16 protein-coding genes and 1 pseudogene are annotated in these 24,235 nt (G+C 59.4%); 5 read left to right on the forward strand and 12 right to left on the reverse strand.

Annotated elements, in window-relative coordinates; translation table 11 throughout:
* Positions 1-45 precede the first annotated feature (45 nt).
* The gene (locus AC07O1_RS23850; protein ID WP_495090351.1) at positions 46-4,704 is read left to right on the forward strand and encodes an RHS repeat domain-containing protein; all 4,659 of its coding nucleotides are present in this window, start codon (positions 46-48) and stop codon (positions 4,702-4,704) included.
* 5 nt (positions 4,705-4,709) lie between these two features.
* Here AC07O1_RS23850 and AC07O1_RS23855 read toward each other — a convergent pair whose 3' ends face one another.
* Positions 4,710-5,459, reverse strand: coding sequence for a response regulator (locus AC07O1_RS23855; RefSeq protein ID WP_495090352.1), 750 nt, complete (start codon positions 5,457-5,459; stop codon positions 4,710-4,712).
* A 52-nt stretch (positions 5,460-5,511) separates the two neighbouring features.
* Positions 5,512-5,796: a helix-turn-helix transcriptional regulator gene (locus tag AC07O1_RS23860; RefSeq protein ID WP_495090353.1), complete on the reverse strand. Its 285-nt coding sequence runs from the start codon at positions 5,794-5,796 to the stop codon at positions 5,512-5,514.
* Between the two features lie 494 nt (positions 5,797-6,290).
* On the opposite strand from AC07O1_RS23860, the pseudogene AC07O1_RS23865 reads away from it, so the two are divergent.
* The 3 genes and pseudogenes from AC07O1_RS23865 to AC07O1_RS23875 form a co-directional block, all read left to right on the forward strand.
* Positions 6,291-7,043 (forward strand): annotated as a pseudogene (locus tag AC07O1_RS23865) (MCP four helix bundle domain-containing protein); the annotation flags it as partial.
* Positions 7,038-7,901 (forward strand): methyl-accepting chemotaxis protein, encoded by an 864-nt coding sequence (locus AC07O1_RS23870; protein WP_495090385.1) that lies wholly within the window; start codon positions 7,038-7,040, stop codon positions 7,899-7,901. The pseudogene AC07O1_RS23865 and the gene AC07O1_RS23870, both read left to right, overlap by 6 nt.
* Positions 7,902-7,941: 40 nt before the next feature.
* Complete coding sequence (locus AC07O1_RS23875; protein WP_495090354.1) at positions 7,942-9,129, forward strand: pyridoxal phosphate-dependent aminotransferase; 1,188 nt, start codon at positions 7,942-7,944, stop codon at positions 9,127-9,129.
* Between the two features lie 149 nt (positions 9,130-9,278).
* On the opposite strand, the gene AC07O1_RS23880 is transcribed toward AC07O1_RS23875, so the two are convergent.
* From AC07O1_RS23880 to AC07O1_RS23910, 7 genes are all read right to left on the reverse strand, one after another.
* Positions 9,279-10,271 carry a 2-hydroxyacid dehydrogenase gene (locus AC07O1_RS23880; protein WP_495090355.1) on the reverse strand — a complete coding sequence of 331 codons (993 nt, stop codon included), beginning with the start codon at positions 10,269-10,271 and terminating at the stop codon, positions 9,279-9,281.
* Positions 10,272-10,292: 21 nt separating this feature from the next.
* Positions 10,293-11,591 (reverse strand): MFS transporter, encoded by a 1,299-nt coding sequence (locus tag AC07O1_RS23885; protein ID WP_495090356.1) that lies wholly within the window; start codon positions 11,589-11,591, stop codon positions 10,293-10,295.
* A gap of 51 nt (positions 11,592-11,642) precedes the next feature.
* Positions 11,643-12,617: a sugar kinase gene (locus AC07O1_RS23890; protein ID WP_495090357.1), complete on the reverse strand. Its 975-nt coding sequence runs from the start codon at positions 12,615-12,617 to the stop codon at positions 11,643-11,645.
* Complete coding sequence (locus tag AC07O1_RS23895) at positions 12,610-13,392, reverse strand: sugar phosphate isomerase/epimerase family protein (RefSeq protein ID WP_495090358.1); 783 nt, start codon at positions 13,390-13,392, stop codon at positions 12,610-12,612. Before AC07O1_RS23895 ends, AC07O1_RS23890 begins: the two co-directional genes overlap by 8 nt.
* A gap of 188 nt (positions 13,393-13,580) precedes the next feature.
* Positions 13,581-14,603 carry a LacI family DNA-binding transcriptional regulator gene (locus AC07O1_RS23900; RefSeq protein WP_494991336.1) on the reverse strand — a complete coding sequence of 341 codons (1,023 nt, stop codon included), beginning with the start codon at positions 14,601-14,603 and terminating at the stop codon, positions 13,581-13,583.
* A 322-nt stretch (positions 14,604-14,925) separates the two neighbouring features.
* Positions 14,926-15,879 carry an alpha/beta hydrolase gene (locus AC07O1_RS23905; protein WP_495090359.1) on the reverse strand — a complete coding sequence of 318 codons (954 nt, stop codon included), beginning with the start codon at positions 15,877-15,879 and terminating at the stop codon, positions 14,926-14,928.
* Between the two features lie 18 nt (positions 15,880-15,897).
* Positions 15,898-16,845, reverse strand: a complete 948-nt coding sequence (locus AC07O1_RS23910; protein ID WP_495090360.1) for a choline ABC transporter substrate-binding protein — start codon at positions 16,843-16,845, stop codon at positions 15,898-15,900.
* A gap of 298 nt (positions 16,846-17,143) precedes the next feature.
* On the opposite strand from AC07O1_RS23910, the gene AC07O1_RS23915 reads away from it, so the two are divergent.
* Positions 17,144-18,862: a fibronectin type III domain-containing protein gene (locus tag AC07O1_RS23915; protein ID WP_495090361.1), complete on the forward strand. Its 1,719-nt coding sequence runs from the start codon at positions 17,144-17,146 to the stop codon at positions 18,860-18,862.
* A gap of 79 nt (positions 18,863-18,941) precedes the next feature.
* Here the strand turns inward: AC07O1_RS23915 and AC07O1_RS23920 are convergent, their stop codons facing one another.
* The 3 genes from AC07O1_RS23920 to AC07O1_RS23930 all read right to left on the reverse strand — a co-directional run bounded on the left by AC07O1_RS23920 (position 18,942) and on the right by AC07O1_RS23930 (position 24,082).
* Positions 18,942-19,583 carry a DUF1345 domain-containing protein gene (locus AC07O1_RS23920; RefSeq protein WP_494991340.1) on the reverse strand — a complete coding sequence of 214 codons (642 nt, stop codon included), beginning with the start codon at positions 19,581-19,583 and terminating at the stop codon, positions 18,942-18,944.
* Between the two features lie 213 nt (positions 19,584-19,796).
* Complete coding sequence (locus AC07O1_RS23925) at positions 19,797-22,895, reverse strand: multidrug efflux RND transporter permease subunit (protein WP_495090362.1); 3,099 nt, start codon at positions 22,893-22,895, stop codon at positions 19,797-19,799.
* A gap of 29 nt (positions 22,896-22,924) precedes the next feature.
* Positions 22,925-24,082 carry an efflux RND transporter periplasmic adaptor subunit gene (locus tag AC07O1_RS23930; protein ID WP_495090363.1) on the reverse strand — a complete coding sequence of 386 codons (1,158 nt, stop codon included), beginning with the start codon at positions 24,080-24,082 and terminating at the stop codon, positions 22,925-22,927.
* Positions 24,083-24,235 lie beyond the last annotated feature (153 nt).

A 24,235-nucleotide genomic window follows, 5' to 3' on the forward strand; every position in this document is an offset into this window, starting at 1 on the left:
CCAGGTCGCGCCGTTTTAAATCACTGTTTTTTCAGGAAGGGCACTATGTCTTCGTCTACCTCTGTGCATTCGAACGCCTTCAACTTCATGAGTTTTATACTCAGCCAGGTCGACCCGCGTACCGGACAATACACCTGCGCCATTTCATTGCCCGAACTCAAGGCCAATCACCTGTGCGGCCCGGTCGTGCCGCTGCAACTGAACTTCAACCCGCTCAATGCCGGTGACAGCGGTTTCGGCAAAGGCTGGAACTTGCAACTTTCGCAGTTCAATCCCAACAGTCGGGTGCTGTCGCTGTACACCGGCGAAAGCTTCCGGGTCGATCAGAATGCCAACGGGACGGTCATTCCGGAGAAGAAACTCGACTCCTTTCACTTTCATGAGTTTCAGGAAAATAATAAAACGAAATACCGAGTCGAGCATAAATCCGGCCTGGTGGAGATTCTTGAGGTCGGACAAGGCGAGCTGGCCATGCCGGTGCAAATGCGGTCGCCCCAGGGCCACAGCGTCACGCTCCAGTACCAGGCCTTCGGCACCGACCCGCTGCTCAGCCGCATCCGCAATGCCGACGGCACACTCCTGCTCAGCCTTGAGCGCACCAGCAACGTCCTGCAGCTCAAGCTGCACCCGGGCAGCGCGTTCGAAGCACTGTTCGTGCTCCATATCGTTGGCGGTGAAACCAGGAGCATCGTCCTGCCGACCGAGGACAAGGCGTCCTGGCGCTTCGACTACACCTTCTTGAACGACCTGACCTGCCTCAAGCACGTGTATACCCCGAGCGGCGGCCATGAAACCGTCAGCTATTCGGGCACGCCGCACCATTTCCCGGGCCTGAGTGGCCGCAGCCTGCCCCGGGTTGCAGCCCACGTGCGCGATCCCGGCTTCGGCCAGCCGCCGATCGAAACCCGCTATGAGTACGACAAGGCCGGGCGCAACTTTCTCGGTTTTGGCAGCGGCGTGTCGTGGAGCGACGATGGCCTGGACAACCTCTATAAAGTCGCCGGCGCTTATCAGTACCAGACCACCGAGATCCTCTGGGACGCCTTCACCAGCAAGCCTGTACGAGAAACCCGACGGGTCTTCAACCGTTTTCATCTGATGGTGCGCGAAGAGGTGTCGCAAAAGGCCGCCGCTGCCGGAAAGGACGGTACTCTGCTGGTGACCGAGACCGAGTACTACATCGATCCGAATCTGAACTTCAAGGACCAGCCGGCGTATTGCCAACTGCCGAAAACCGTGACCCAGACCTGGCGCAACGTCAGCACCACCGTGCCCCGGCACACCGAAGTGGTCAGTACCACCTATGACAATTTCGGCAACCTGCTGACCCAGGTCAACGCCAACGGCGTAACCGAAACCAGCACCTGGTACAAAGCCGAAGGCGAAGACGGCTGCCCGGCCGATCCGCAGGGGTTTGTGCGCAACCTCAAGAGTAAAACCGTGACCCCGGCCCACTCCGATTACGGCAGTGCACCGACCCTGCACACCCGCTATCGCTACGCCCAATACAAGGGACTGACCGGCAGCGGCCCCTGGTTGGCCTTGAGCGACGAGACACTGCTTAATGGCGAGCAGGCTCTGCAACACAGCGCCTTCAGCTACATCGAGGCCCCCGAAAATGCGTTCGAACACGGCCGTAAACTGCAGGACGCACTGACCCTCAACGGCAAAACCACCACCACTGGTTACGCCTACAGCAAAACCCAAAACGTGCGCGCCGGTGAAACCGTATTGCACACTGTCAGCACCTTGAGCGGGTTTGACGGGCAGAAAAAAGTCATCACGCTGGAACACTCGCTACTCAATGGCGAACCGCTGCTCAACCGTGACGACAATGATGTGGAAATTGCCTACGAGTACGACCTGCTGGGTCGGGTGACCAAGGAAACCGTGGCCCCGGACACACGCTATGAGGCCAGCCGCAACTATACCTACACGCTGACCAACGCAACTGGCCAGCAAGCGAAGCAAAGCGCCAGGGATGTCAAGGGCGTCGAGACCATCACCTGGCTGGACGGGCACAGCCGGGTGCTCACAGAAACCCGGCGGGACGCCGATGCCCTGGGCGGCGATCCGCAGGCGTTCCGTGAGATCTACCGTGCGACCTACAACAACCGTGAGCAATTGACCAGTGAAACCGTTACCGATTGGGAAGGGAAAAAAGACCTGCCCTTGACCAGCCTCTTCAACTATGACGACTGGAATGAGCAGCGCAGCGTGATCCGGCCCGATGGTGTCGAGGAACATGAGGTCACCGACCCGATTGCCCGCACCACCACAAAATGGCTTGAGGGCATGGGGAAAACCATTACTACCAATAACCTGTTCGACAAGCCTGACAGCGTCAAACGTATCGACCTGGGCGGTCAGCAGATTAGCGAACATCTCTACCATTATGACGGTACTGGGCGGACCGCCGAGGAATACGACGCTGTCGGCAACTGGACGCGTTATGAATACGACGCTTTCGACCGGATGACCAAAACCCTGTTGCCAGACAGCAACGAGGTCGAGCGCCAATATGCCGGGCACAGCAGCGAAGACCTGCCGGTGAAGATCAGTGTCAACGGCGTAGTACTGGGGGAACAAGTCTTCGATGGTCTGGACCGGATGATCGTTTCCATTACCGGCGGGCGTAAAAGTGTCTATACATTCGATCCGGGGCAAAGCCAGCCCAAAAGCGTCAAGCGTCCCAGCGGTGTGGAAACCGGCTATGTCTACCGACCCGAACTTGGCGAAGACCCGGAGCAACGGATCGCCGTCGAGAGTACCGCCCAATATGAATATGACCCCCAAAACGCTCGTCTGCTACGCACGCAGGAGCAGGGCAATACCCTCATTCGCGAGTACTTCAGCACCGGCGAATTGAAAAGCGAGCGTCGGGAGCAGGCGGGCGAAGAGCCGCGTTTGATGTCTTATCAGTACAGTCGGCAAGCACGGTTGATGAGTTATACCGATGTGCTCGAGCAAACCCAGACCTACGAATACGACCAATACGCCCGATTGACCGCTACCGCGCTGGGTAATACACGCTCGACGTTCACCTACGACGAGCTGGGACAACTCAAGACGATCGAAACCATCGATGGCGTGCAAAAGCTGAAGATCGATCTTGAGTACGATGATTTCGGTCGGGAAGTGCTGCGTCAATTCGACCTGGGCAACGGGATCGAACAGACGCTGAGCCAGACCTACGACGAGGTCGACCGGCTGACTCAGCGTACCTTGAGGCAAGGCACTGAGACGCTGCGTGACGAAATCTACGTCTATGACCCGCGCGGACGCCTGGTCGAATACACCTGCAACGGCAGCCAGGCGCCCGAGGACCCTTACGGCAAGGTCATCCAGAGCCAGCTGTTTGGTTTTGATGCGCAGGACAATCTGGACTTCGTGGAGACCACGTTCGAGGGGGGGCGCAATTCGAGCTATTACGAGTACACAAACAAGGCCGATCCCTGCCAACTGACGGCGATCACCAATACCTTGCAACCGGACTATCCAGACAGACTCGAGTTTACCTACGACCTTGACGGCAACCTGTTGCAGGATGAAGCCGGTCGCCTCCTGGCCTACGACAGCCTGAGCCGTCTGATCAGCGTCAGCGCCTTGTCCGGCGAAACGCCCCATGACTATCACTATGACTCAATGGACACCTTGAACGGACGCGGTACGTCTGGCGGCAACGAACAGCGTTTCTACCAGAACGGCGAGCTGGCGAATCAGCTTCGGGGTTCCACCAGCAGTACCTTCGTACGAGCTGATGGCATTGTGCTCGCCGAGCACCAGGCCGGTGCTGACCCAAAGTCTCTGTTGCTGGCCAGTGACGACAAGAACAGCGTGCTGTGTGAGGTCAGTCGGGATGCGCTCCAGGACATCGCTTACTCGCCCTATGGTCATCGCTCTGATGAATCGTCGGTCAGCAGCCATTTGGGTTACAACGGCGAGCTGCGTGAAACGCAAACCGGTTGGTATTTGCTGGGTAAAGGCTATCGGGCGTTCAGTCCGTTATTGATGCGGTTTCACAGCCCGGACAGTTGGAGCCCGTTTGGGGAGGGGGGATTGAATACGTATACGTATTGTCTGGGGAATCCGATTAAACATACGGACCCGACGGGGCATATGCCGGTTTCCTTTATTAGACAGGCACTTCAAGAAGTAGCGGAAGAGTTTGGCACAGGTGTAGCTCGAACGGCTTCGCGAACGGCGCAGAGTAGCACTGTTGTCACTGCTGCTCGTGCGGCTACCTCCTCGACCAACGCAACCGCGGGTACAAGCAAATTGGTCAGTGGCAATGCAGATGACGTGATCAAAGGGGGGAGCAAGGCATCCGGTGCGCCAAGTCTCTCAGCGGTGCCGAGCACTGCCCCCGTTTCGACAACCATCCAGCCCAGCAAACTATATGTTGAAAGAGGCAATATCTCTGAGCTCGCAAAAAGCCGCAATCCTTCCGGATATATCGATCAATCGGCACGAGGGCAAATGCCTCTTCCTGGCCCATCGAGGCCGGTAGCTAAACCGGCAAGAGCATCACCAAAAAGTGCTCCGAAAGCTAACCCCTACCAATCTGAAATAGATGAACTGGATAGAAAAATTCTCAAAGAGCAGAGTAAGCGCCGTGATTACATGATTGATGAAAAGAAAATCAAAAAATGGACACTAGAAAAATGGACGCTAGAACAATCCGCTTCTAGTGTGCGTCGCTGATGATTTCATCCGCCTAGCCCACTCACCCGCGCAAACTCCACCAACGCACTGTCATGGCCAAGTCCCAACTTGTCCATGGCGGTGCGTTTTTGTCGGCTGATGGTTTTTTCGCTGCGGTTCAGTTGCGCGGCGATCTGCCGGCCTGACAGGCCCTGGACGAACAGGCGCACCACTTCCATTTCTCGTTCGGAAAGGCTGACCCGCGGCGCGTCAGTACTTGCGCGGGGCAAGGTCTGGGCCTTGAGAATGTCGGCAAAAGAAGGGCTGAGGTAGCGACGCCCTTTGCTCACGGTTTGCACTGCCAGTTTCAGTTCGTTCAAGGGGCTGCGCTTGTCGAACAAGCCGCAGACGCCACTGTTGAGCAAGGCTTGTAACAGGGAAGGGTTGCGCAACATGGTCATCACGATCAGCGATACATGACCGAAATGACGTTTCAGATAACCCATTAGCGCCAGGCCGTCGGGGAAACGTCCATAAGGCATCGAATAGTCGCTGACAAGAATGTCACAGGGTGTGCGCTCAAGTTGGTCGATCAATTCATCGGCATTTTGCGCTTCGGCGACAATGATGTAGGGGGTAGGGGCCGGTGAACAAAGGGCCATTCCGGCGCCCATCAGCACCACAGGGTGATCGTCGGCGAGGATGATGCGCCGGGGCCTTGGGTTGCAATGCCGGCGCGATACGAGGGCATCGTCGCAGGCATTACCAAGGGGTTGAACAAGGGGCGGGCGCAGGGGCGTATGTGCCGGGTTCATGCGGTGTCTCTATGAGGGCCATTGGAGCGCCGGACACCGCGGCCAGCCCGGTTCAAGACAAATGGATCAAGCCTTGTTCCAGCGCCTTGATCACCGCAGTCCAACGCGAATTCACGCCGAATTTGCGGCGAATGTTGCAGAAGTGGTAATTCACGCCGGCTTCGCTGCAGCTGAAGATCTGGCCAATTTCCCAGGAAGATTTGCCTCTGGCACTCCATTGCAGGACTTCTTTTTCTCTTTTGGTGAGTGTTATGCCTTCCAGGTGCTCGGTTCCCACTGCGTGAAGAGGGGACTGGGTAACGGAGGACCGGGCGGTGATCGGGTTCGAACTGTGCATGAAAGACTCTCCCATTTATCCATCTATGATGTGGGCGCAACGGATCCTTCCTACTTCAAACGGGCGTGGTTCGCGCGACCGGCTTACAGACACCTGTTTCGGTGCTGTGGGCTCGGGCTAGTTATAAACGGATTCAACGACCTTGGAACCTGTAAGAACTAACAGGTGCGGCACTTTAATTCAGAGGTCAAAGGCGTTTCTGTCATCCACTGACATTGATTCAAGTAGGCATATTCACCGCGTAGGCGCGACGAAGCGCCTGCTATGGAGTCAGGATTCCTTCGCCTGCACCGCTCGTCGCTTTTTGAGGAATATTTCAGGGCCGGCCGCATAAAACTTCAAGCTCTGCCGATATCAGTGACAGGTCCACACAAGACACCCCAAGAGTGGCGCCCAACTGTCCGGTGAAGCACGGTCCCGTGCCTGGCAGTCTCTACCGCATGGATGCTCGCAGCCCTACATCACCCGAGAGCTATCCCATGTCCCTACGAAGTATGAATATCGCGCCTCGAGCCTTCCTCGGTTTTGCGTTCATTGCGTTGCTTGTCGTCGTGTTGGGCGTGTTCGCCGCGAACCGCATGTCGATCATCCGCCAGGCTTCGGTTGACATGGAAAGCAACCAGCTGCCCAGCGTGGCTTTCCTGGGGAGCATCACGGAAAACGTATTGCGTCTGCGCATTTTGTCGTTCCGGGTGCTGGTCAACCGTGAGGCGGCCGGTCTGCAGGAAGCTGAAACACGTATCGTCATACTGATGGACAAGGTCAGGCAGGCACAATCGAGCTACGCGGCATTGCCTGCGGGAGGCGAAGAAGCGGCGCTGTACAAGAGCTTTACAGTGACCCTGGACAGTTATCTGCAAGCGCAGAACCAGATGATGGAGTTCTCGCGGCAGAACAAAGTCGATGAGATGCGTACCTTGATCAATACCCGAATCAAGGACGGCACCGACCAGATGGGCGAGCAGCTCAACAAACTCATTGCAATCAACAGAGCCGATGCCACAAGAGCCAATACCGAGGCCGGTGACCAATATGACACTGCCAGGCACGGGATCATCGGTGTTTCAGTGGTCGCGGCGCTGATTACCGTGTTGTTGGCCTGGTTGCTCACCCGCAGCATTGTCACGCCGTTGAACAAGGCGGTCGAAGCCGCCGAAATCATTGCCGGCGGCAACCTGACCAAGCCGATCATCGTCGATGGTAACGACGAACCGGCGCGCCTGCTCAGTGCCTTGTCCACCATGCAGGCCAATCTGCGCAAGACCATCGAGCAGATTGCCGGCTCGGCGACGCAACTCGGATCAGCCGCTGAAGAGCTCAGCGCGGTCACCGAGGAAGCGTCCCACGGCCTGCAACAGCAAAACAACGAAATCGAACAAGCAGCGACCGCCGTCAACGAAATGACCGCCGCCGTGGAGGAAGTGGCGCGCAATGCGGTCTCCACCTCCGAGGCGTCCAACCAGTCGACCCAGGCGGCCCGCGAAGGTCGCGACCGGGTGGTGGAAACCGTCGGTGCGATCCAGACCATGACTCTGGATGTGCAAACCACCTCGGCGATGATCGAAGGCCTGGCCGTGCAGGGCCGTGACATCGGCAAGGTGCTGGACGTGATCCGGGCGATTGCCGAGCAGACCAACTTGCTGGCGCTCAACGCTGCTATTGAAGCCGCTCGTGCCGGTGAAGCCGGTCGTGGTTTCGCGGTGGTGGCCGATGAAGTTCGCGCGCTGGCCCATCGCACGGCGCAATCGACCCAGGAAATCGAAAAAATGGTCGCTGGCATCCAGAACGGTACTGGCCAGGCGGTCGAGTCGATGCAGCAAAGCAATCAACGCACTCAAAGTACCCTGGAGATGGCCCGCGCTGCCGGCGTTGCCCTGGAGCAGATCACCCAGTCGATCCACCTGATCAACGAACGCAACCTGGTGATCGCCAGCGCCTCGGAAGAACAGGCGCAAGTTTCGCGGGAAGTGGACCGCAACCTGGTAAACATCCGTGACCTGGCCAGCCAGTCCTCTGCCGGTGCCAACCAGACCAGCGCCGCCAGCCATGAGCTGTCGCGACTGGCGGTGGATTTGAATGCAATGGTGGCGCGGTTTGTGATTTAAGTTAGGGTTTAGGCTGGAGTTCGCGCAACAGGAGAGAGACATGCGCTATTCAGCCTTGACCCAACGTATTGCCGGCGACGGAGCAGCGGCCTGGCAGATTCACTACCGAGCACTGGAGTTGCTGGAGCAGGGCGCCGATGTGGTGCTGTTGTCAGTCGGCGACCCGGACTTCGACACCCCCAAACCGATTGTCCAGGCCGCCATCGACAGCCTGTTGGCCGGCGATACCCATTACTCGGAGGTGCGTGGCAACCGCTCGCTGCGCAACAGCATCGCCCGGCGCCATGTCCGGCGCAGTGGTCAGGCGATTGAGGCCGATCACGTCGTGGTGTTACCCGGTGCGCAATGTGCGGTGTACTCGGTCGCGCAATGCCTGCTGGATCCGGGCGACGAGGTGATCGTCGCCGAACCGATGTATGTGACCTACGAAGGTGTATTCGGCGCCTGCGGGGCCAAGGTGGTTCCGGTGGCGGTGCGTCCGGAGAATGGCTTTCGCGTTGATCCGGTCGACGTTGCAGCGCTGATCACGCCCCGGACCCGGGCGATGTTGCTCAACAGTCCGAACAACCCATCGGGAGCAAGCCTGTCGCTGCCAATCTGGCAGGCACTGGCGCGGCTGTGCATTGAGCACGATTTGTGGCTGATCAGCGACGAGGTCTACAGCGACCTGTTGTACGAAGGCGAGCACATCAGCCCGGCGAGCCTGCCGGGCATGGCCGAGCGCACGGCGACCCTTAACAGTCTGTCCAAATCCCACGCCATGAGCGGCTGGCGGGTCGGCTGGGTGATCGGCCCAAAGCCTCTGACGGAACACCTGATCCATCTGTCGCTGTGCATGCTGTTCGGCTTGCCGGATTTCGTTCAGAAGGCGGCTGAAGTCGCCCTTGATGCCGATTTGCCGGAGCTTGCGCAGATGCGTGACGAGTATCGCCGGCGACGGGATCTGGTCTGTGCACGCCTGGCCGATTGCCCCGGTATCACTGCCGTGACGCCCGACGGCGGTATGTTTGTGATGGTCGATGTTCGTGAAACAGGGCTTGGCGCCCAGGTATTTGCCGAGCGCCTGCTGGAGGGATATGGCGTCTCGGTGCTCGCCGGCGAGGCGTTCGGCCCCAGCGCGGCAGGGCATATCCGGATCGGCCTGGTAGTGGATCAGCAGCGCCTGGCCGAGGCGTGTCGGCGGATAGTGCGGTGCGTGGCGGATTTGCAGGAACAGCGGCCGGTCTGAGTATTGGCGGCGATGGGGCCGGCCTCATCGCGAGCAAGCTCGCTCCTACATTATTGGATCTGCGTCAGACACACATTCGGTGCACACCCAAGATCAACTGTAGGAGCGAGCTTGCTCGCGATAGCGGTGTAACAGGCACCTGATGTCTATCAGACCACCTTCAATCGCTTCTCCCACACCGATCCATTCACCAGGTTCAGCGGCCGCTCGCCGGCCAGTGCCGCCAGCAGATTGTCCACCGCGCAACGGGCCATGGCCTCGCGGGTTTCATGGGTGGCGGAGCCAATGTGCGGCGTCGCCACCACGTTGTTCAGTTGTAACAGCGGCGAGTTGTGTCCCAGTGGTTCGCGTTCGAACACATCCAGCCCGGCCGCGCGGATCTGCCGCTGTTGCAGCGCCTCGATCAGCGCGGCTTCATTGACCACCTTGCCCCGGGAAATGTTGATGAAGATGCTTTCCGGGCGCATCAGCGCAAACTGCTCAGCGCCGATCAGACCTTCGGTTTCGGCCGTCAGTGGCAAGGTCAGGCAAATGAAATCAGCTTGCTGCAATAACTGCGCAAGGCTGCGGTACTGCGCATTGAAGCGCTTCTCCACTGCCGGTTTCGGTGAATGACTGTGATAGATGACCGGCATGCCAAAGCCGAAATGCCCACGTTGAGCCAGCGCCTCGCCGATTCGCCCCATGCCGATGATGCCAAGGGTTTTGCCATGCACGTCGCTGCCAAAATGCATCGGCCCGATGTTTTGATTCCATTGCCCGGCGCGGACCAGACTGGCCAGCTCGACCACTCGCCGGGCCGTCGCCAGGATCAAGGCGAAGCCTGTATCGGCGGTGGTTTCGGTTAACACATCAGGGGTGTTGCTGAGCAGAATATTGCGCCGTGTCAGGTAGTCGATGTCGTAGTTGTCGACGCCCACCGAGACGCTGGCGACGGCTTCCAGCTGTGGCGCCAGATCGAGCAAGTCGGCATCGAGACGCAGGCTGGCTCCGAGTAAACCCTGGGCACTGGGCAAGGCATCGCGCAGACGCCTCAAACCGTCGCTGTCCAGCTTGTCGATCAGGGTTACCTGTGCCTGTTCATGCAAACGGGCCATCAGTTCTGGCGAGAGTTTCTTGTAGAGGACGACGTGCTTTTTCATCGTGTTCACCTTCAGTTCAATTCAGGAGTGTGCGGCCAGAGGACGTCTTGGCGAGACCTTGGGCTGCGCCCGGTCACTGGCTCCCGGTTTGAGGAAAATCGTCAGCACTACCGACAGCAGCAACGCGCCGCTCATCAACAGATAGGAAGCACCGGGCGAACCGGTGGAGCTGTTCAGGTAACCGACCAGATAAGAGCCGCCGAAAGAACCAAGGGCGCCCATGCTGTTGATCAAGGCCATGGCGCCACCGGCAACGTTGGCCGGGAGGATTTCCGGGACGATGGCGAAAAACGGTCCATAAGGCGCGTACATGCAGGCCCCGGCGATTACCAATAAGGCGTATGACCACCAGAAATGTTCGGCGCCCAGGGCGTAGGAGCCATAGAACGCCACGGAAGCGATCAGCAGCGGCGGCCAGACGAAGCGCTTGCGCCGTTGAATTTTGTCCGAGCCCCACGACACCACGAGCATCGCAATCACCGCAGCCAGATACGGTAATGCCGACAGCCAGCCGGCCTCGATCATGTCCATCTGTGCCGCGTGCTTGAGAATCGACGGCAGCCACAGCACGAAACCATAGACACCAATGCTCCAGCAGAAAAACTGCAGCGCGAGGATGATCACCTTCGGCGAACGGAAGGCCTCGGCGTAGTTTTTCACCGCTTTGATCCCGACCTGTTCGGCGGCCAGCGCACTGTGCAGGTCCTGCTTTTCGGTATCGCTGAGCCACGTGGCCTGGGCCGGACGATCATCGGCCAGACGCCACCAGATAAATGCCCAGAGCACTGCCGGCAGGCCTTCGATGATGAACATCCAGCGCCAGCTGAAGTGCTGCACCAGATAGCCGGACACCACCGACATCCAGAGCATGGTCACCGGGTTGCCGAGGATCAGAAAGGTGTTGGCTCGCGAGCGTTCGGCGCGGGTGAACCAGTGGCAGAGATAAACCAGCATCGCCGGCATCACTGCCGCTTCGACCACCCCGAGCAAGAAGCGGATGACGATCAGCATGTAAGCGTTGGAGACGATCCCGGTCAGTGTCGCCAGGGTGCCCCAGAGAATCAGACTGACGAAAATCAGCTTCTTCACGCTGTGCTTTTGCGCGTAGATCGCCCCCGGTATCTGGAAGAAAAAGTATCCGAGGAAAAACAGTGCGCCGAGTAACGACGACAGTCCCGGCGTGATCATCAGGTCGGCGGCCATCCCGGAGGCCGCGGCAAAGCCGTAATTGGCCCGGTCCAGATACGCCAGGCTATAGGTGATGAACACAATGGGCATGATGTACCACCAGCGGCGGGTGGCGAGTTTGGACGTTTGCATGATGTTGCTCCTGAGCTTGTTGTTTTTGTCGCAGCAGGTAACGGGGTTGTTTCAAGTTTTACAGTGACTGGTATGGCCTCTTCGCGGGCAATCGAGGGCAATTGATAATTCGGCACGTGTCGGCAACCCCTCCATATCCCCGCGGCTCTGCACCGCACGACTGCCAATCCAGTTGGCGCGTTGCACCGCGTCGCTAAAGCTGTCGTTCTCCAGCAGCGCGCTGATAAGGCCCACTGCAAAACCATCACCGGCACCGACGGTATCGACGACGTTTTCGACCGGCACGGCCTCGACAAAACCCTGATCCTGACGGGTACGGTAGTAAGCGCCGTGAGCGCCGAGCTTGATCGCCACCGCTTCAGCGCCGTGGTCCAGATAGAACGCGGCAATGTCGGCCGGGTCTTCGAAGCCGGTGAGCAAGCGACCTTCACTCAACCCCGGCAATACCCAGTGGGCGAGGGCGGCCAGCTTGTTTATTTCAGTGATCATTTGTTGTTCGCTGGCCCACAAGGCCGGCCGCAAGTTGGGATCGAAGGAAACGCTGCGCCCGGCCGCACGCATTTGCGTCATCAGCTCGCGAGACAGTTCGCGGGCCGTGGCCGACAACGCCGGCGGAATGCCCGTCGCATGCAGGTGACGGGCTTGTAGCAGTTGTGGACGGATCGCTTCGATCGACAGATGACTGGCGGCCGAACCCCGGCGGAAGTACTCCACTTGCGGATCACGGCCGTCGTCTTCGCGGGATTTGAGTTGAAAACCGGTCGGGTGCAGCGGATCGACTTCGACATGGGCGCAGTTGATACCCTCGGATTGCAGCGTATCGACCACAAAACGCCCCAGGGAATCAGCGCCGACCCGGCTCAGCCAGGCCACGTTGAACCCCAGCCGCGACAGGCCGATGGCGACGTTGCTGTCAGCCCCGGCGATGCGTTTGTGAAAGTGCCCGACCTGCGCCAGATCACCGGTTTGCTCGGCGACGAACATGGCCATGGTTTCGCCGAACGACAGAATATCGATCTCAGACATGGGCGCTCTCCAGCCGTGACTGACCCAGTCGGGCCAGGACAGCGACATGCTCGGTGGTCAATTGCAGCAAGTCATCGGCTTGCAACGGGTATTCCGCCGCCCGGGTTACGCCTTGGGTCATGTGCTGTAGCAGCTGCTCCCATAGATGCAGGTCGCCGGGGCCGGGCGGTATCGACACCAACTTGCTGTCGGCCCTGCGCGTGACAGCCTTGCAATGCACGTAACCTACATGGCGGCCCAGCAAGCGTGCGGCGGTGGCGGCTGATTGGTCCTGCCATTGCCAGTTGCCGATGTCGAAGGTCATCTGCACCGGCAGCTTGTGTTGCTCGACCTGGGCGAAGAACCGTTGGAACGGCTCGATGCGTCCGCCCTGCAAGGTCTGATCGTTTTCCACCAGCAACTGGACCGGATGCAGTGCCAGGCAGGACGCAAGTCTGTGCAGGTCGCTGTTGTCGGTGAAGTAACCCAGGGACACTTTCAGCCATCGTGCGCCGAAGGACTGTGCCCGTTTCAGGGTCGCGGCCAGTAGTGGGTTGGGTTGCGACTGCCCGGCCACCCAGAGTTCCAGCGGCGAAGAAAACACCGCCTCAAGTCCCTGTTGTTCGATGGCTCGGGTCAGTTCGCGCGGGTCTTCGGCGGTGAGCAGTTCTTCACGCCACTCGATGCGCCTGGCTCCGGCGCTGGCCAGCAACTCGACGAATGCCAGTTGCCCGCGTTGCCGAACCAGCTCGGCGCCGTAGCTGGAAAGGCTGATGGAAACGGGTGATTGATTCATGGTTATCGACCTCTGAAACCGGTTTCATTTTTGTTCAAAAAAAGGTTCAAAAAATTTGAATGATGCTGATCGGATATTTGTGTTGTCTGTGAGGGCCTCTTCGCGAGCAAGCTCGCTCCTACAAGGACAGCGCTGAACCTGTAGGAGCAGCCGGTCGACGCTCGATTGCTCGCGAAGAGGCCTGTCAGTCAGCAAACCCCTCGCGTCGAGCCTCGAACAATCAACTGCGCCGGATAATCCAGCGTCCGTACCGGCCCGTCATCCCCGCGCAATCGCTTGAGCAAACAGTCAAATGCACTGGCGCCGATGGCTTCGGTGGGCTGGGCGAGGGCGGTGATTCCGCTGCCCACCAGCGGGTACCAGTCCAGATCATCCAGGGCGATCAAGCCCACATCCTCGAACAGCCCGCAACCCAGCTCACGCAGCGCGCGGGTGCTGGCCAGCGCAGCAATGCCGTTGGCGCAGAACAGGGCTTTCGGGCCGGGGCCGGGCGTGGCGAGAAAGGCTTGCAGGCGTGCGGTCAGCTCGGCACCGGTCTCAACAACCCTGCCGAGCAGGGCCGGGCGCTGCGCGATCTCGGCGGTGAAGCTGCTGACCCGTTCGATCCGCGAGCTGGTGCCGTCATAGGGTTCGCTGACCATCAACACATCGCGATAACCTTGTTGTTCAAGGTGCGTGAGGGCGGTGTGGACCGCGGCGGGGTTATTCAGGCCGACCAGATCGCTGTGCAACTGGTCGACCTTGCGATCTACCAGCACCATGGGCATTTCATCGTGCAGTTCGCGTAATTGGTCCAGGTGATGGCCGAGGGTGTTCACGATCAGGCCTTCGATGTTGTAGGAGCGCAACGCCGCCAAATGCTGACGTTCCTGCTCGTCATCGCGGTCGGTGTTGCACACCACAAGGCTGTAGCCGTGCTGACGGCAGGCGGTTTCCACGCCATGCATCACGGCAATCGAATAAGGGTTACGGATATCGGCCACCAGCATTCCGATCAGGCGGGTGCGCCCGCGTTTCAGTCCTCGGGCCATCTGGTTCGGGCGATAACCCAGCTCGCTGATCGCCTGTTCGATGCGCAAGGCAATGGCATCGGAGAGCAAGGCGCGGTCTTCGCCGATAAAGCGTGACACGCTGGCCTTGGAGACCCTGGCGCGTTCGGCGACATCGAGCATGGTGACGCGGCTGCGTTGGGCGGCGGAAAAACTGTTCACGGTGTACGACCTTCTTATTGGAATTATTGGGAAGCAGCGGTCATGAGACTTCGCTGAAACCGGTTTCAGGAGACACCAGAACCTGATAGGTCGTCAAGAGGGGGAAGGAAAGGAATAAAAAAATTGTGGCGGTGGCGAGGGGGCAAGCCCCAATGCCCTGTAGGAGCACAATGCTGTTCAGTTAAGCGAACGCAGCTTTTTGTAGGAGCCGAGCTTGCTCGCGATATGGACGTTAACGATGATGCGTGTTTTCTGAATAAACGCGCCGCCCTTGAGCCCATCGTCGGAACGCCGCCCGGACCAATCGAGCGTCGACCGGCTGTTACAACAAAGCCTCCCCGCCACAATGGGTTCCAGGAAACCCGCGTAAATACTCGAACAGTGCCTCGTAAAGCTTATCAACTTCAACGGCAAGACCACGCGCCCGCAAGCAGCCGTGGATCAGGCCCTGACCTTGATACAGCAGGGCCGGTGTGGCAGCGGCATTCAGCCGATCACTGAAACATACGCCGTCATCGCGTAATGGATCGAACTGCGCCACTGCGATAAACGCTGGTGGCAGACGGCTGAAGTCGTTTGCCAGTAACGGCATGGCATAGGGCGAACGCTGCGTTGGACCCGGTAAATACAGCGCGTGATAGCAATCCAGATCGTTGGTGCTGAGTAACGGCGCATCGGCGCATTCACTGCGTGACGGCAAACTCGCATCGCCGCCCAGCCCTGGATAGATCAGCACCTGCGCAGCAGGTAACGGCTCATGGGCGTCTCGTAACGCCAGGCACAACGCGGCAGCGAGATTGCCACCGGCGCTGTCTCCAACCACAACGCGCCGTTCAAGGTCCAGTTGAAACGGGCAACCATCACTGTCCAGCGCTCGCCACACCGCCAGACAATCGTTAAAGGCTGCCGGGAACGGATGCTCTGGAGCCAGCCGATAATCCACCGCCAGCACCAGCACCTGAAGTCGGGCTGCCAGTTCGGCGGTTATGAAGTCGTGGGAGTCCAGGTCACCAACGACCCAGCCGCCGCCGTGCACGTAGACGATGCACGGCCAGCCATCGGTGGGCATCGCAGTGGTCGGGCAGTAAGCGCGCACCGGTACGTCATTCAGACGCAACTCCGTCACGGCCAACCCCGCAGGCCGGGGCGGGGTGAACGCCCGGCACATGCGGCTATAAGCTTCGCGTAGACCTTTAAGACTGCTATCCAGGCTATTGAAACTCAAGGTTTTTCCGACGAATGCCAGGAGTTCGGGAGAGAGCGGGTAATCGGTCATACGGCACTCGGTTGGGCGTCAAGGTTTCAGACTGGCCTGTACGGTAGCGACGCCATCCTTACCATCCACACTGGTCACACCCGCCAGCCAGCGTTGCAGATCCTCCGGGTGATCGCGCAGCCATTGCTTGGCCACATCTTGAGGCGCCTTGCGGGCCATGATCGGCACCATCAACTGGCTTTCCTGCGCGGCGGTAAAGGTCAGGTTTTCCAGCAGGCGGTTGACGTTCGGGCAACGCTGGGCGTAGTCCGGTGCGGTCACGGTGGAGACCGTCGCGGCGCCTTCGTTGGGGCCATAGACGTCCTCGCTGCCGGTCAGATAGGTCATCTTCATGTTGATGTTCATCGGGTGTGGGGTCCAGCCGACGAACACCACGAACTCTTTGTGATTCACCGCACGCTGGACCGCGGCAAGCATCCCGGCTTCACCGGACTCGATCAGTTTGAAGCCACCGAGGCCAAAGTGATTGGTCTCGATCATCGTCTTGATGGTGGTATTGGCGCCACTGCCGGGTTCGATGCCGTAGATCTTGCCGCCTAGCTGGTCTTTGAATTTGGCGATATCGGCGAAGGTTTTCAGCCCCGCAGCCGCAACGTACTCAGGCACTGCCAAGGTGGCCTGGGCATCGGCCAGGCTGGGTTTGTCCATGACCTTGAGCTGATTGGCGGCGACAAAGGGGGCGATGTTCTGATCCATCGCCGGTTTCCAGTAACCGAGGAAGATGTCCAGCCGCTTGTCACGAATACCGGCGAAGACGATTTGCTGCACGGCGCTGGTCTGTTTGCTGTCGTAGCCAAGGCCGGTGAGCAGCACGTCGGCCATCCCACTGGTGGCGATCACGTCCGTCCAGTTGACCACGCCCATGCGCACGGTTTTGCAGGAGGCCGCTTCGCTGGCCATGACGCTGGCACTGAGCAGTGCGGTGCCGGAGAGAATCAACAGACAACGGTTGAACAGTCTTTTCATGTGAGAAGTCTCGCTCGGCAGGTCGTTTATTGTGAGGTTCGGCGTCTTCGTGCGCCGTGCCATCACCTTACGCAGCCCGTCAGACGTCAAAGCGTCCTGCGGCGACCGGATTTTGCACTGCGGCGACCAGTAGCTTGAACCAGAAGGCCTGAGTAAGGCGATTTCGCTCTGCGAATAGCAGAGAGGATTGAGGAACGCCACTAACAGATCTGTTAGTGGCGCCGCACGTATCAATGGCCTGTAATGATCACGCAGCGAGGCTCCTCGACAGGAGCGTCATTCACAAGGAGATAGAAAGATGAACTCCGTCGACGAAGCGGCGCTCCATCTTCAGTGCCCGACTGCAGTGGACGCAAGTGGCGAGCCGGAGCGTTCACAGGTCACGGCCACACTCGCTGCAGACCAGACACAACCACGTAACCTGAGTAACCCGGGGAGAAGTTTTTCCGAGGCCTGGTTGACATGGGATGCTCCCGTCGACTCGTCAGGTCTGCTTGATTACGAAATCACCTGTCCGGGGCGGGATCCTGTTCGTACCACTGCGCGTGACCACATTGCCAGAAACCTGGTACCTGAAGTTGCATACCAGTTTCGGGTTCAGCCCCGCAGAACGGCGGATAAACCTCCTGCACTTTCGCAGTCGATCACCGTCGTGACCCACGATAGAGCACCCCCTACCAAACCGAAAGGGCTCAAGGCCACAGGGCTGACAGCCGATAGCGCAACGCTGAGTTGGGCTGCGTCAACCAGCAATAGCGGGGAGATCCGCTACAGGGTTTATCTTAATGGTTCCCTCATCGCGGAGACCAGCCAACTCCATTTCACTATCTCGCACCTGCGAAATTTTACCGACTTTCACGTTAAGGTTCGTGCAGTCAATACCTCTGGCATGTCGCCCGCCTCCGTACCCGCCTCGGTCACGTTCAAAACCTTGTTGCGTGCGCCGATATTACGGTTTAGCCAAAGTAACGGGCTCGGCAGGCTGGCCTGGGCTCCGAATTACTGGAAGTTCCCGACTCATGAGATATCCATCAATGGCAAAAACTTCACCACAGGTCCTGGCCGCTTGGGTTACAACTTTAGACTGACCGATCTATCGCCTGGTCCTGTCCCGCACCACTTCAAATTCGAGGCCCGCGCTCAAGTTGATGGCGTCTTCTCGGAAGTGAGCACACTGGAAGCGACGGTGTATGACGTTGTGCCCCCGAGTCAACCCGGCACCCCCATTGTCAGTGATTTAACAGACACTTCGGCGACACTGACCTGGGAGCCGTCGAGCGACAATGAAGGTGTGACCAAATATATGGTTCGCGTAGATGGGGTTCCGAATGGGAGTACCCCGGATGCTAAATACACTTTTACCGACTTGAGCAGCGGTACCTACTATTTCGTCACCGTGCGCGCAGGGGATGAGGCGGGAAATAAATCTCTTCCCAGTGAGATCAGGTTCAAAACCACAGGGCCATCGTCCCACCGTCGGCCCCTTGCGCCAGACGTAAGTATCATTGCCAAGACATCCACTTCAGCCCTGCTGGAGTGGTCATTCAAGGAGGACAAATCTCCCGAGGCTCTCATTAGAGGTGCAAGCATCATGATCAATGGTGAGTACCACGACCCTGTAATAGCTCCTTTTAAATCTAAACATTTGAACAACCTGATCCCTGACATTGAATATTCAATTGCAGTGTCTGCTTTTGAGTTTCCTGGGCAGTTCTCCGAACCGACTACCCTTGTCTATGAACCCAAGGACGTCACGCCGCCCAGTGTTCCGGGAAAATTGCGTAAAATTGCCTCGACATCTGATTCAGTGACGCTGACCTGGGATGAATCAACGGACGACATCGGTATGCATGGTTATGTTATCTACGATAATTTCGAGTATTGCGACGAGACACTAGCTACCCAGTATACCGCCGTCGATTTGTTTCCCGGTGTGCACTTATTTCAGGTACGTGCTTTGGATCTTTCCGGGAATGCCTCCGAGCCGGCCGTAATACTCGTTGTAATCAAAAAATAATTTTCGGCGCAGTGAGGCGTTCATTCAGCGGTGGTGTCTTCCCTCCATTCTCCTTGGTCGAAAAACTGCACGCACTCTTTCACCCAAACAACCCCGCCGCGATATTGATCGAGAAACCCAATATCGCGGTGTTGAACAAAAAGCCGATCAGCGACTGCGCCAGGACGATCTTGCGCAGCCCCCGTGTAGCGATCCCGACGTCCGAGGTTTGCACCGCGACGCCGATGGTGAAGGAGAAATACAGGAAGTCCCAGTAGTTGGGGTTCACCAGGCCCTCGGCAAAGCGCAGGGCCGGTTCCTTGCCGCCCCAGGTGTAATAAAGCCGTGCGTAATGCACGCTGAAAATGACCCCGATCAGCAGCCACGAGCCGATCACCGTCAACCCGGTGAAGCCGTAGCGCAAGAGTTTGTGGGTGGTGTCCAGGTCTTTGCTGCCGGCCAGTTCGAAGGTAATAGCCGCGAGGCTGGCAATCGCTGCGATGCACACCAGCAACAGCACCAGCCCGGCATTTTCGTCTTCGACCTCGGCGATCCGTTTCACGTCATCGGCCCGTGAACGCACGGTGAGCCAGAACATCAGCGCCAGGTAAGTCCAGACCCCGGCGTTCCAGCCAAAGAGGGTTTTGCTGATAACCGAATCGGCGGGAGCCAGAATGCTGACCACCACACCCAGCAGGGCAGCGGCGGTCAAACGAGGATGGGTGCGGACCAGGTGCGGCATGGTTGTTCTCTGCGGCGGGGCTTTGACGAACCTTAGCATGTGGCTGGACGCAGAGACCTGTAGAAGCTGCCGAAGGCTGCGTTCGGCTCGGTCCGCGCTCGGGCGAAGCAGTCGTAAAAGGTGCGACCGAGATCCTCCTGAAAGACCCCGATCACCGATTTGCGACCGCTGCGCGCTCGAACGCAGGCTTCGCCAGCTGCTACAAAAAGCGGCTCAATCCGCCTTATGCCGCTTCTTCACAAGCTTCATCACCACCACAAAAAACACTGGCACGAACACCACCGCCAGGGTCGCGGTGATCATCCCGCCGATGACTCCGGTGCCGATGGCTTGCTGGCTGGCGGAACTTGCGCCTGTAGCAATAGCCAGCGGCACCACGCCAAGGATGAACGCCAGCGAAGTCATGACGATAGGTCGTAATCGCAGGCGTGCGGCTTGCACCGTGGCATCGATCAGGTCGTGGCCTTCGTCATACAGGCTCTTGGCGAACTCAATGATCAGGATCGCATTCTTCGCCGACAGACCAATGATGGTGATCAGCCCGACCTTGAAGAACACGTCGTTAGGCATCCCCCGCAATGTCACCGCCAGCACCGCACCGAGCACGCCCAGCGGCACCACCAACAATACCGACGTCGGAATCGACCAACTCTCGTACAGCGCCGCCAGGCACAGGAACACAATCAGCAACGACAGTCCGAGCAGGATCGGTGCCTGGGCGCCGGAAAGGCGCTCCTGCAACGACAATCCGGTCCATTCCTGGCCCAGGCCCGCGGGCAGTTGCGCCACCAGCCGCTGGATTTCTTCCATGGCTTCACCGGTGCTGTGACCCGGTGCCGGTTCCCCGGAAATGCTGATGGCCGGATAACCGTTGTAGCGCGTCAACTGCGCCGGGCCCTGAGTCCAGTTGGCCTGGACGAAGGCCGACAGCGGCACCATTTTTTCGGCGTTGTTACGCACGTGGATGTTCAGCAAGTCCGCCACCTGACTGCGTTGATCGCCTTCAGCTTGCACCACCACCCGTTGCATCCGGCCCTGATTGGGGAAGTCATTGATGTAAGCCGAGCCCACTGCGGTGGACAGCACATTGCCAATATCGGCAAAGGAGATGCCCAAGGCGTTGGCCTGCTTGCGGTCGACTTGCAGTTGCACTTGCGGCGCTTCAGCCAAGGCGCTTTCCCGGACGTTGGCCAGAATCGGGCTTTTCTCGGCCGCAGCCAGCAGTTCGGTACGCGCTTGCATCAGCGCGGCATGGCCGACGCCGCCACGGTCTTGCAGACGGAACTCGAAACCGCTGGAGGTACCGAGACCGTCCACTGGCGGCGGCAGCACCGCGTAAGCCACCGCATCCTTGACCTTGCTGAGGGCGATGTTGGCCCGGTCAGCGATTGAGGCGGCCGAGTCGTCGCTGCCACGCTCTGACCAGTCTTTGAGCGTGGTGAAGGCCAGCGCCGCGTTCTGCCCGCTGCCGGAGAAGCTGAAACCGAGGATCACCGTGCTGTCGCCCACTCCGGGCTCGGTGGCGTTGTGCGCTTCGATCTGCTCCACCACCTGCACCGTGCGGTTCTTGCTCGCTCCGGGTGGCAACTGGATGTCGGTGATGGTGTAACCCTGGTCTTCCACCGGCAGGAACGAGGAGGGCAGGCGACTGAAACACAGCCCCAGGCCGATCAACAGCACGCCGTAGATCAACAGATAGCGACCGCTACGTTTGAGCGCGTAGACCACCGTGCGTTGATAGCCGTCGCTCAGTTGCTCGAAGCGTCGGTTGAACCCACCGAAGAACCCGCCCCTGGCGTGATGTTCACCCTTGGCGATCGGCTTGAGCAACGTGGCGCACAGCGCCGGGGTCAAGGTCAGGGCGAGGAACGCCGAGAACAGAATCGAGGTGGCCATCGACAGTGAGAACTGCTGGTAGATCACCCCCACCGAGCCCTGCATGAACGCCATCGGGATAAACACCGCCACCAGCACCAGGGTGATGCCGATGATTGCGCCGGTTATCTGCTTCATCGCCTTGCGCGTTGCCTCTTTGGGCGACAGGCCCTCGGTGGCCATGATCCGCTCGACGTTCTCTACCACCACGATGGCGTCGTCCACCAGGATGCCGATGGCCAGTACCATGCCGAACATGGTCAGCACGTTGATCGAGAAACCCAGCGCCAGCATGGTCGCAAAGGTACCCATCAGCGCCACCGGCACCACCAGCGTCGGGATCAGCGTGTAGCGGATGTTTTGCAGGAACACAAACATCACCGCAAACACCAGCAACATCGCTTCGCCCAAGGTGTAGATCACTTTGGTGATCGAGACTTTGACGAACGGGGACGTGTCATAGGGGATCTTGTACTCCACGCCGAGCGGGAAATACCGTGCCAGTTCGTCCATCTTCGCCCGCACCAGCGTCGCGGTGCTCAAGGCGTTGGCACCCGGCGACAGCTGCACGCTGACAGCGGTCGACGGCTTGCCGTTCAGGCGGGTGGAGAATTGGTATTCCTGGCTGCCGACCTCGACCCGGGCAACGTCGCCGATACGCACGCTCGAACCGTCGGGATTGGCCCGCAGCACGATGTCGGCGAATTCTTCGGGCGTCGACAACTGGCCTTTGACCAGCACCGTCGCAGTGATTTCCTGAGTCGAACGGGTCGGCAAGTCACCGATGCTTCCGGCCGAGACCTGGGCGTTCTGGGCGGCAATCGCGGCGCTGATATCGGCCGGGGTCAGGTTGAAGCCAATCAGCTTCTGCGGATCGATCCAGATTCGCATGGCTCGTTCGGCACCATACAGTTGCGCTTTACCGACGCCATCCAGGCGGCGTATCTCATTCATCACGTTGCGCGCCAGGTAATCGCTGAGCGCCACATTGTCGAGCTTGCCGTCACTGGAGGTCAGGGTGATCAACAGCAGGAAGCCGGCCGAAACTTTTTCGACCTGCAAGCCCTGCTGGGTGACCGATTGTGGCAGGCGCGGCTCCACCGCTTTAAGGCGGTTTTGCACGTCGACCTGGGCCATTTCCGGGTTGGTGCCGGGCTGGAAGGTCGCGGTGATGGTGGCGCTGCCCAGGCTGCTCTGGGACTCGAAGTACAGCAAGTGGTCAGCGCCGTTGAGCTCCTGCTCGATCAGGCTGACCACGCTTTCGTCCACCGTTTGCGCCGATGCGCCGGGGTAGGTGGCGTGGATTTCGACTTTCGGCGGCGCGACGTTGGGGTACTGCGCCACTGGCAATTGCGGAATGGCCAGGGCGCCGGCCAGCAGGATAAACAACGCGACCACCCAGGCGAATATCGGGCGGTCGATAAAGAATTGCGGCATGGGAGGTGCGTCCTGGGGGCTGTTGCTAGCTACTGGCCAGAAACCTGGGCGAGTGGAAGAGGGGTGTCGTCGATCTGCACTTTCTCGCCGGGGCGAGCATGTTGCAGGCCTTCGATGACAATGCGGTCGCCCGGTTTCAGGCCGTTGGTGACAATCCAGCGATCCTTCTGCACCTGACCAAGCTGCACCGGTTCCTGACTGACCCGCTGCTCGGCGTCCACCAGCAGCACCTGAGCGATACCGGCGCTGTCACGCAGGATGGCCCGTTGCGGCACGCTGATGCCTTGTGGGTTGACCGCTTGCTCCAGACGTACGCGGATGAAGCTGCCCGGCAGCAGATCGAGGTCCGGATTGGGGAACTCGCTGCGCAGGATGATCTGGCCGGTGCTCGGGTTGACGCTGATGTCGGCAAACAGCAATTTGCCTGGCAGCGGGTAAAGGCTGCCGTCGTCCTGAATCAAGGTGGCGCGGGCCTGATCCTGCCCGACCTGCTGCAACTGCCCGGCGCGGAAGGCGCGGCGCAGGTCGTTCAGCTCACGGGTCGACTGGGTCAGATCGGCGTGGATCGGGTCCAGTTGCTGGATCAGCGCCAGCGGTGTGGTTTCGTTCTGCCCGACCAGTGCGCCCTCTGTGACCAGTGCCCGGCCAATTCGTCCGGAAATCGGCGCGGTGACCGTGGCGTAGCCCAGGTTCAGTTTGGCCCGTTGTACCGCGGCCTGATTGGCCGCTACATCGGCAGCCGTCTGCCGGACGCTGGCTCGGGCGTTGTCGTAATCCTGGCCGCTGATGGCGTTGCCTTCGACCAGCTGGCTGTAACGCTGCTCCTGCAAGCGTGCCTGGAATGCATTGGCCTCGGCCTTGCGCAGGCTGGCCAGGGCGCTGTCGAGGTCGGCCTTGAACGGCGCCGGGTCGATGCGAAACAGCACGTCGCCTTTGTTGACGTCGGAACCTTCACGGAACGTGCGTTGCAACACGACGCCGGCCACCCGTGCCCGCACTTCGGCAATCCGCGGCGCGGCGATCCGTCCGCTCAGTTCGCTGCTGATAGACAGTGGCTGCGCCTGGAGGGTTTCGATCCGGACCGTGGCCAGCGGTGGCTGTTCTTCGGCGGTGGAGGACTTGTCACAAGCGCTCAGCGTTAATGCCAGTGTAATCAGGCCAAGCTTTGCAAACAGGTTCTTTGACATGTGAATACCCCAATAATGACTCAGGCATGCTACGGGTAGCCGTCGGGGGTAGCGGTGAAGCTTTGTAGGTGCTCTGTGAAATTGTGTGAAGGTTTTGCTCGCGGGTGCGGCAGGGCGTATATCCTTTGCGACCGCTTCGCGGTCGATCGCGGG

It is taken from the genome of Pseudomonas sp. GW821-FHT07G10, assembly GCF_059418545.1.

Excerpts from the sequence above, each read along its gene's own strand:
- AC07O1_RS23850 (WP_495090351.1), top strand. The coding sequence starts at position 46 with ATGTCTTCGTCTACCTCTGTGCATTCGAACGCCTTCAACTTCATGAGT.
- AC07O1_RS23855 (WP_495090352.1), bottom strand. The coding sequence starts at position 5,459 with ATGAACCCGGCACATACGCCCCTGCGCCCGCCCCTTGTTCAACCCCTT.
- AC07O1_RS23860 (WP_495090353.1), bottom strand. The coding sequence starts at position 5,796 with ATGCACAGTTCGAACCCGATCACCGCCCGGTCCTCCGTTACCCAGTCC.
- AC07O1_RS23870 (WP_495090385.1), top strand. The coding sequence starts at position 7,038 with ATGCAGGCCAATCTGCGCAAGACCATCGAGCAGATTGCCGGCTCGGCG.
- AC07O1_RS23875 (WP_495090354.1), top strand. The coding sequence starts at position 7,942 with ATGCGCTATTCAGCCTTGACCCAACGTATTGCCGGCGACGGAGCAGCG.
- AC07O1_RS23880 (WP_495090355.1), bottom strand. The coding sequence starts at position 10,271 with ATGAAAAAGCACGTCGTCCTCTACAAGAAACTCTCGCCAGAACTGATG.
- AC07O1_RS23885 (WP_495090356.1), bottom strand. The coding sequence starts at position 11,591 with ATGCAAACGTCCAAACTCGCCACCCGCCGCTGGTGGTACATCATGCCC.
- AC07O1_RS23890 (WP_495090357.1), bottom strand. The coding sequence starts at position 12,617 with ATGTCTGAGATCGATATTCTGTCGTTCGGCGAAACCATGGCCATGTTC.
- AC07O1_RS23895 (WP_495090358.1), bottom strand. The coding sequence starts at position 13,392 with ATGAATCAATCACCCGTTTCCATCAGCCTTTCCAGCTACGGCGCCGAG.
- AC07O1_RS23905 (WP_495090359.1), bottom strand. The coding sequence starts at position 15,879 with ATGACCGATTACCCGCTCTCTCCCGAACTCCTGGCATTCGTCGGAAAA.
- AC07O1_RS23910 (WP_495090360.1), bottom strand. The coding sequence starts at position 16,845 with ATGAAAAGACTGTTCAACCGTTGTCTGTTGATTCTCTCCGGCACCGCA.
- AC07O1_RS23915 (WP_495090361.1), top strand. The coding sequence starts at position 17,144 with ATGAACTCCGTCGACGAAGCGGCGCTCCATCTTCAGTGCCCGACTGCA.
- AC07O1_RS23920 (WP_494991340.1), bottom strand. The coding sequence starts at position 19,583 with ATGCCGCACCTGGTCCGCACCCATCCTCGTTTGACCGCCGCTGCCCTG.
- AC07O1_RS23925 (WP_495090362.1), bottom strand. The coding sequence starts at position 22,895 with ATGCCGCAATTCTTTATCGACCGCCCGATATTCGCCTGGGTGGTCGCG.
- AC07O1_RS23930 (WP_495090363.1), bottom strand. The coding sequence starts at position 24,082 with ATGTCAAAGAACCTGTTTGCAAAGCTTGGCCTGATTACACTGGCATTA.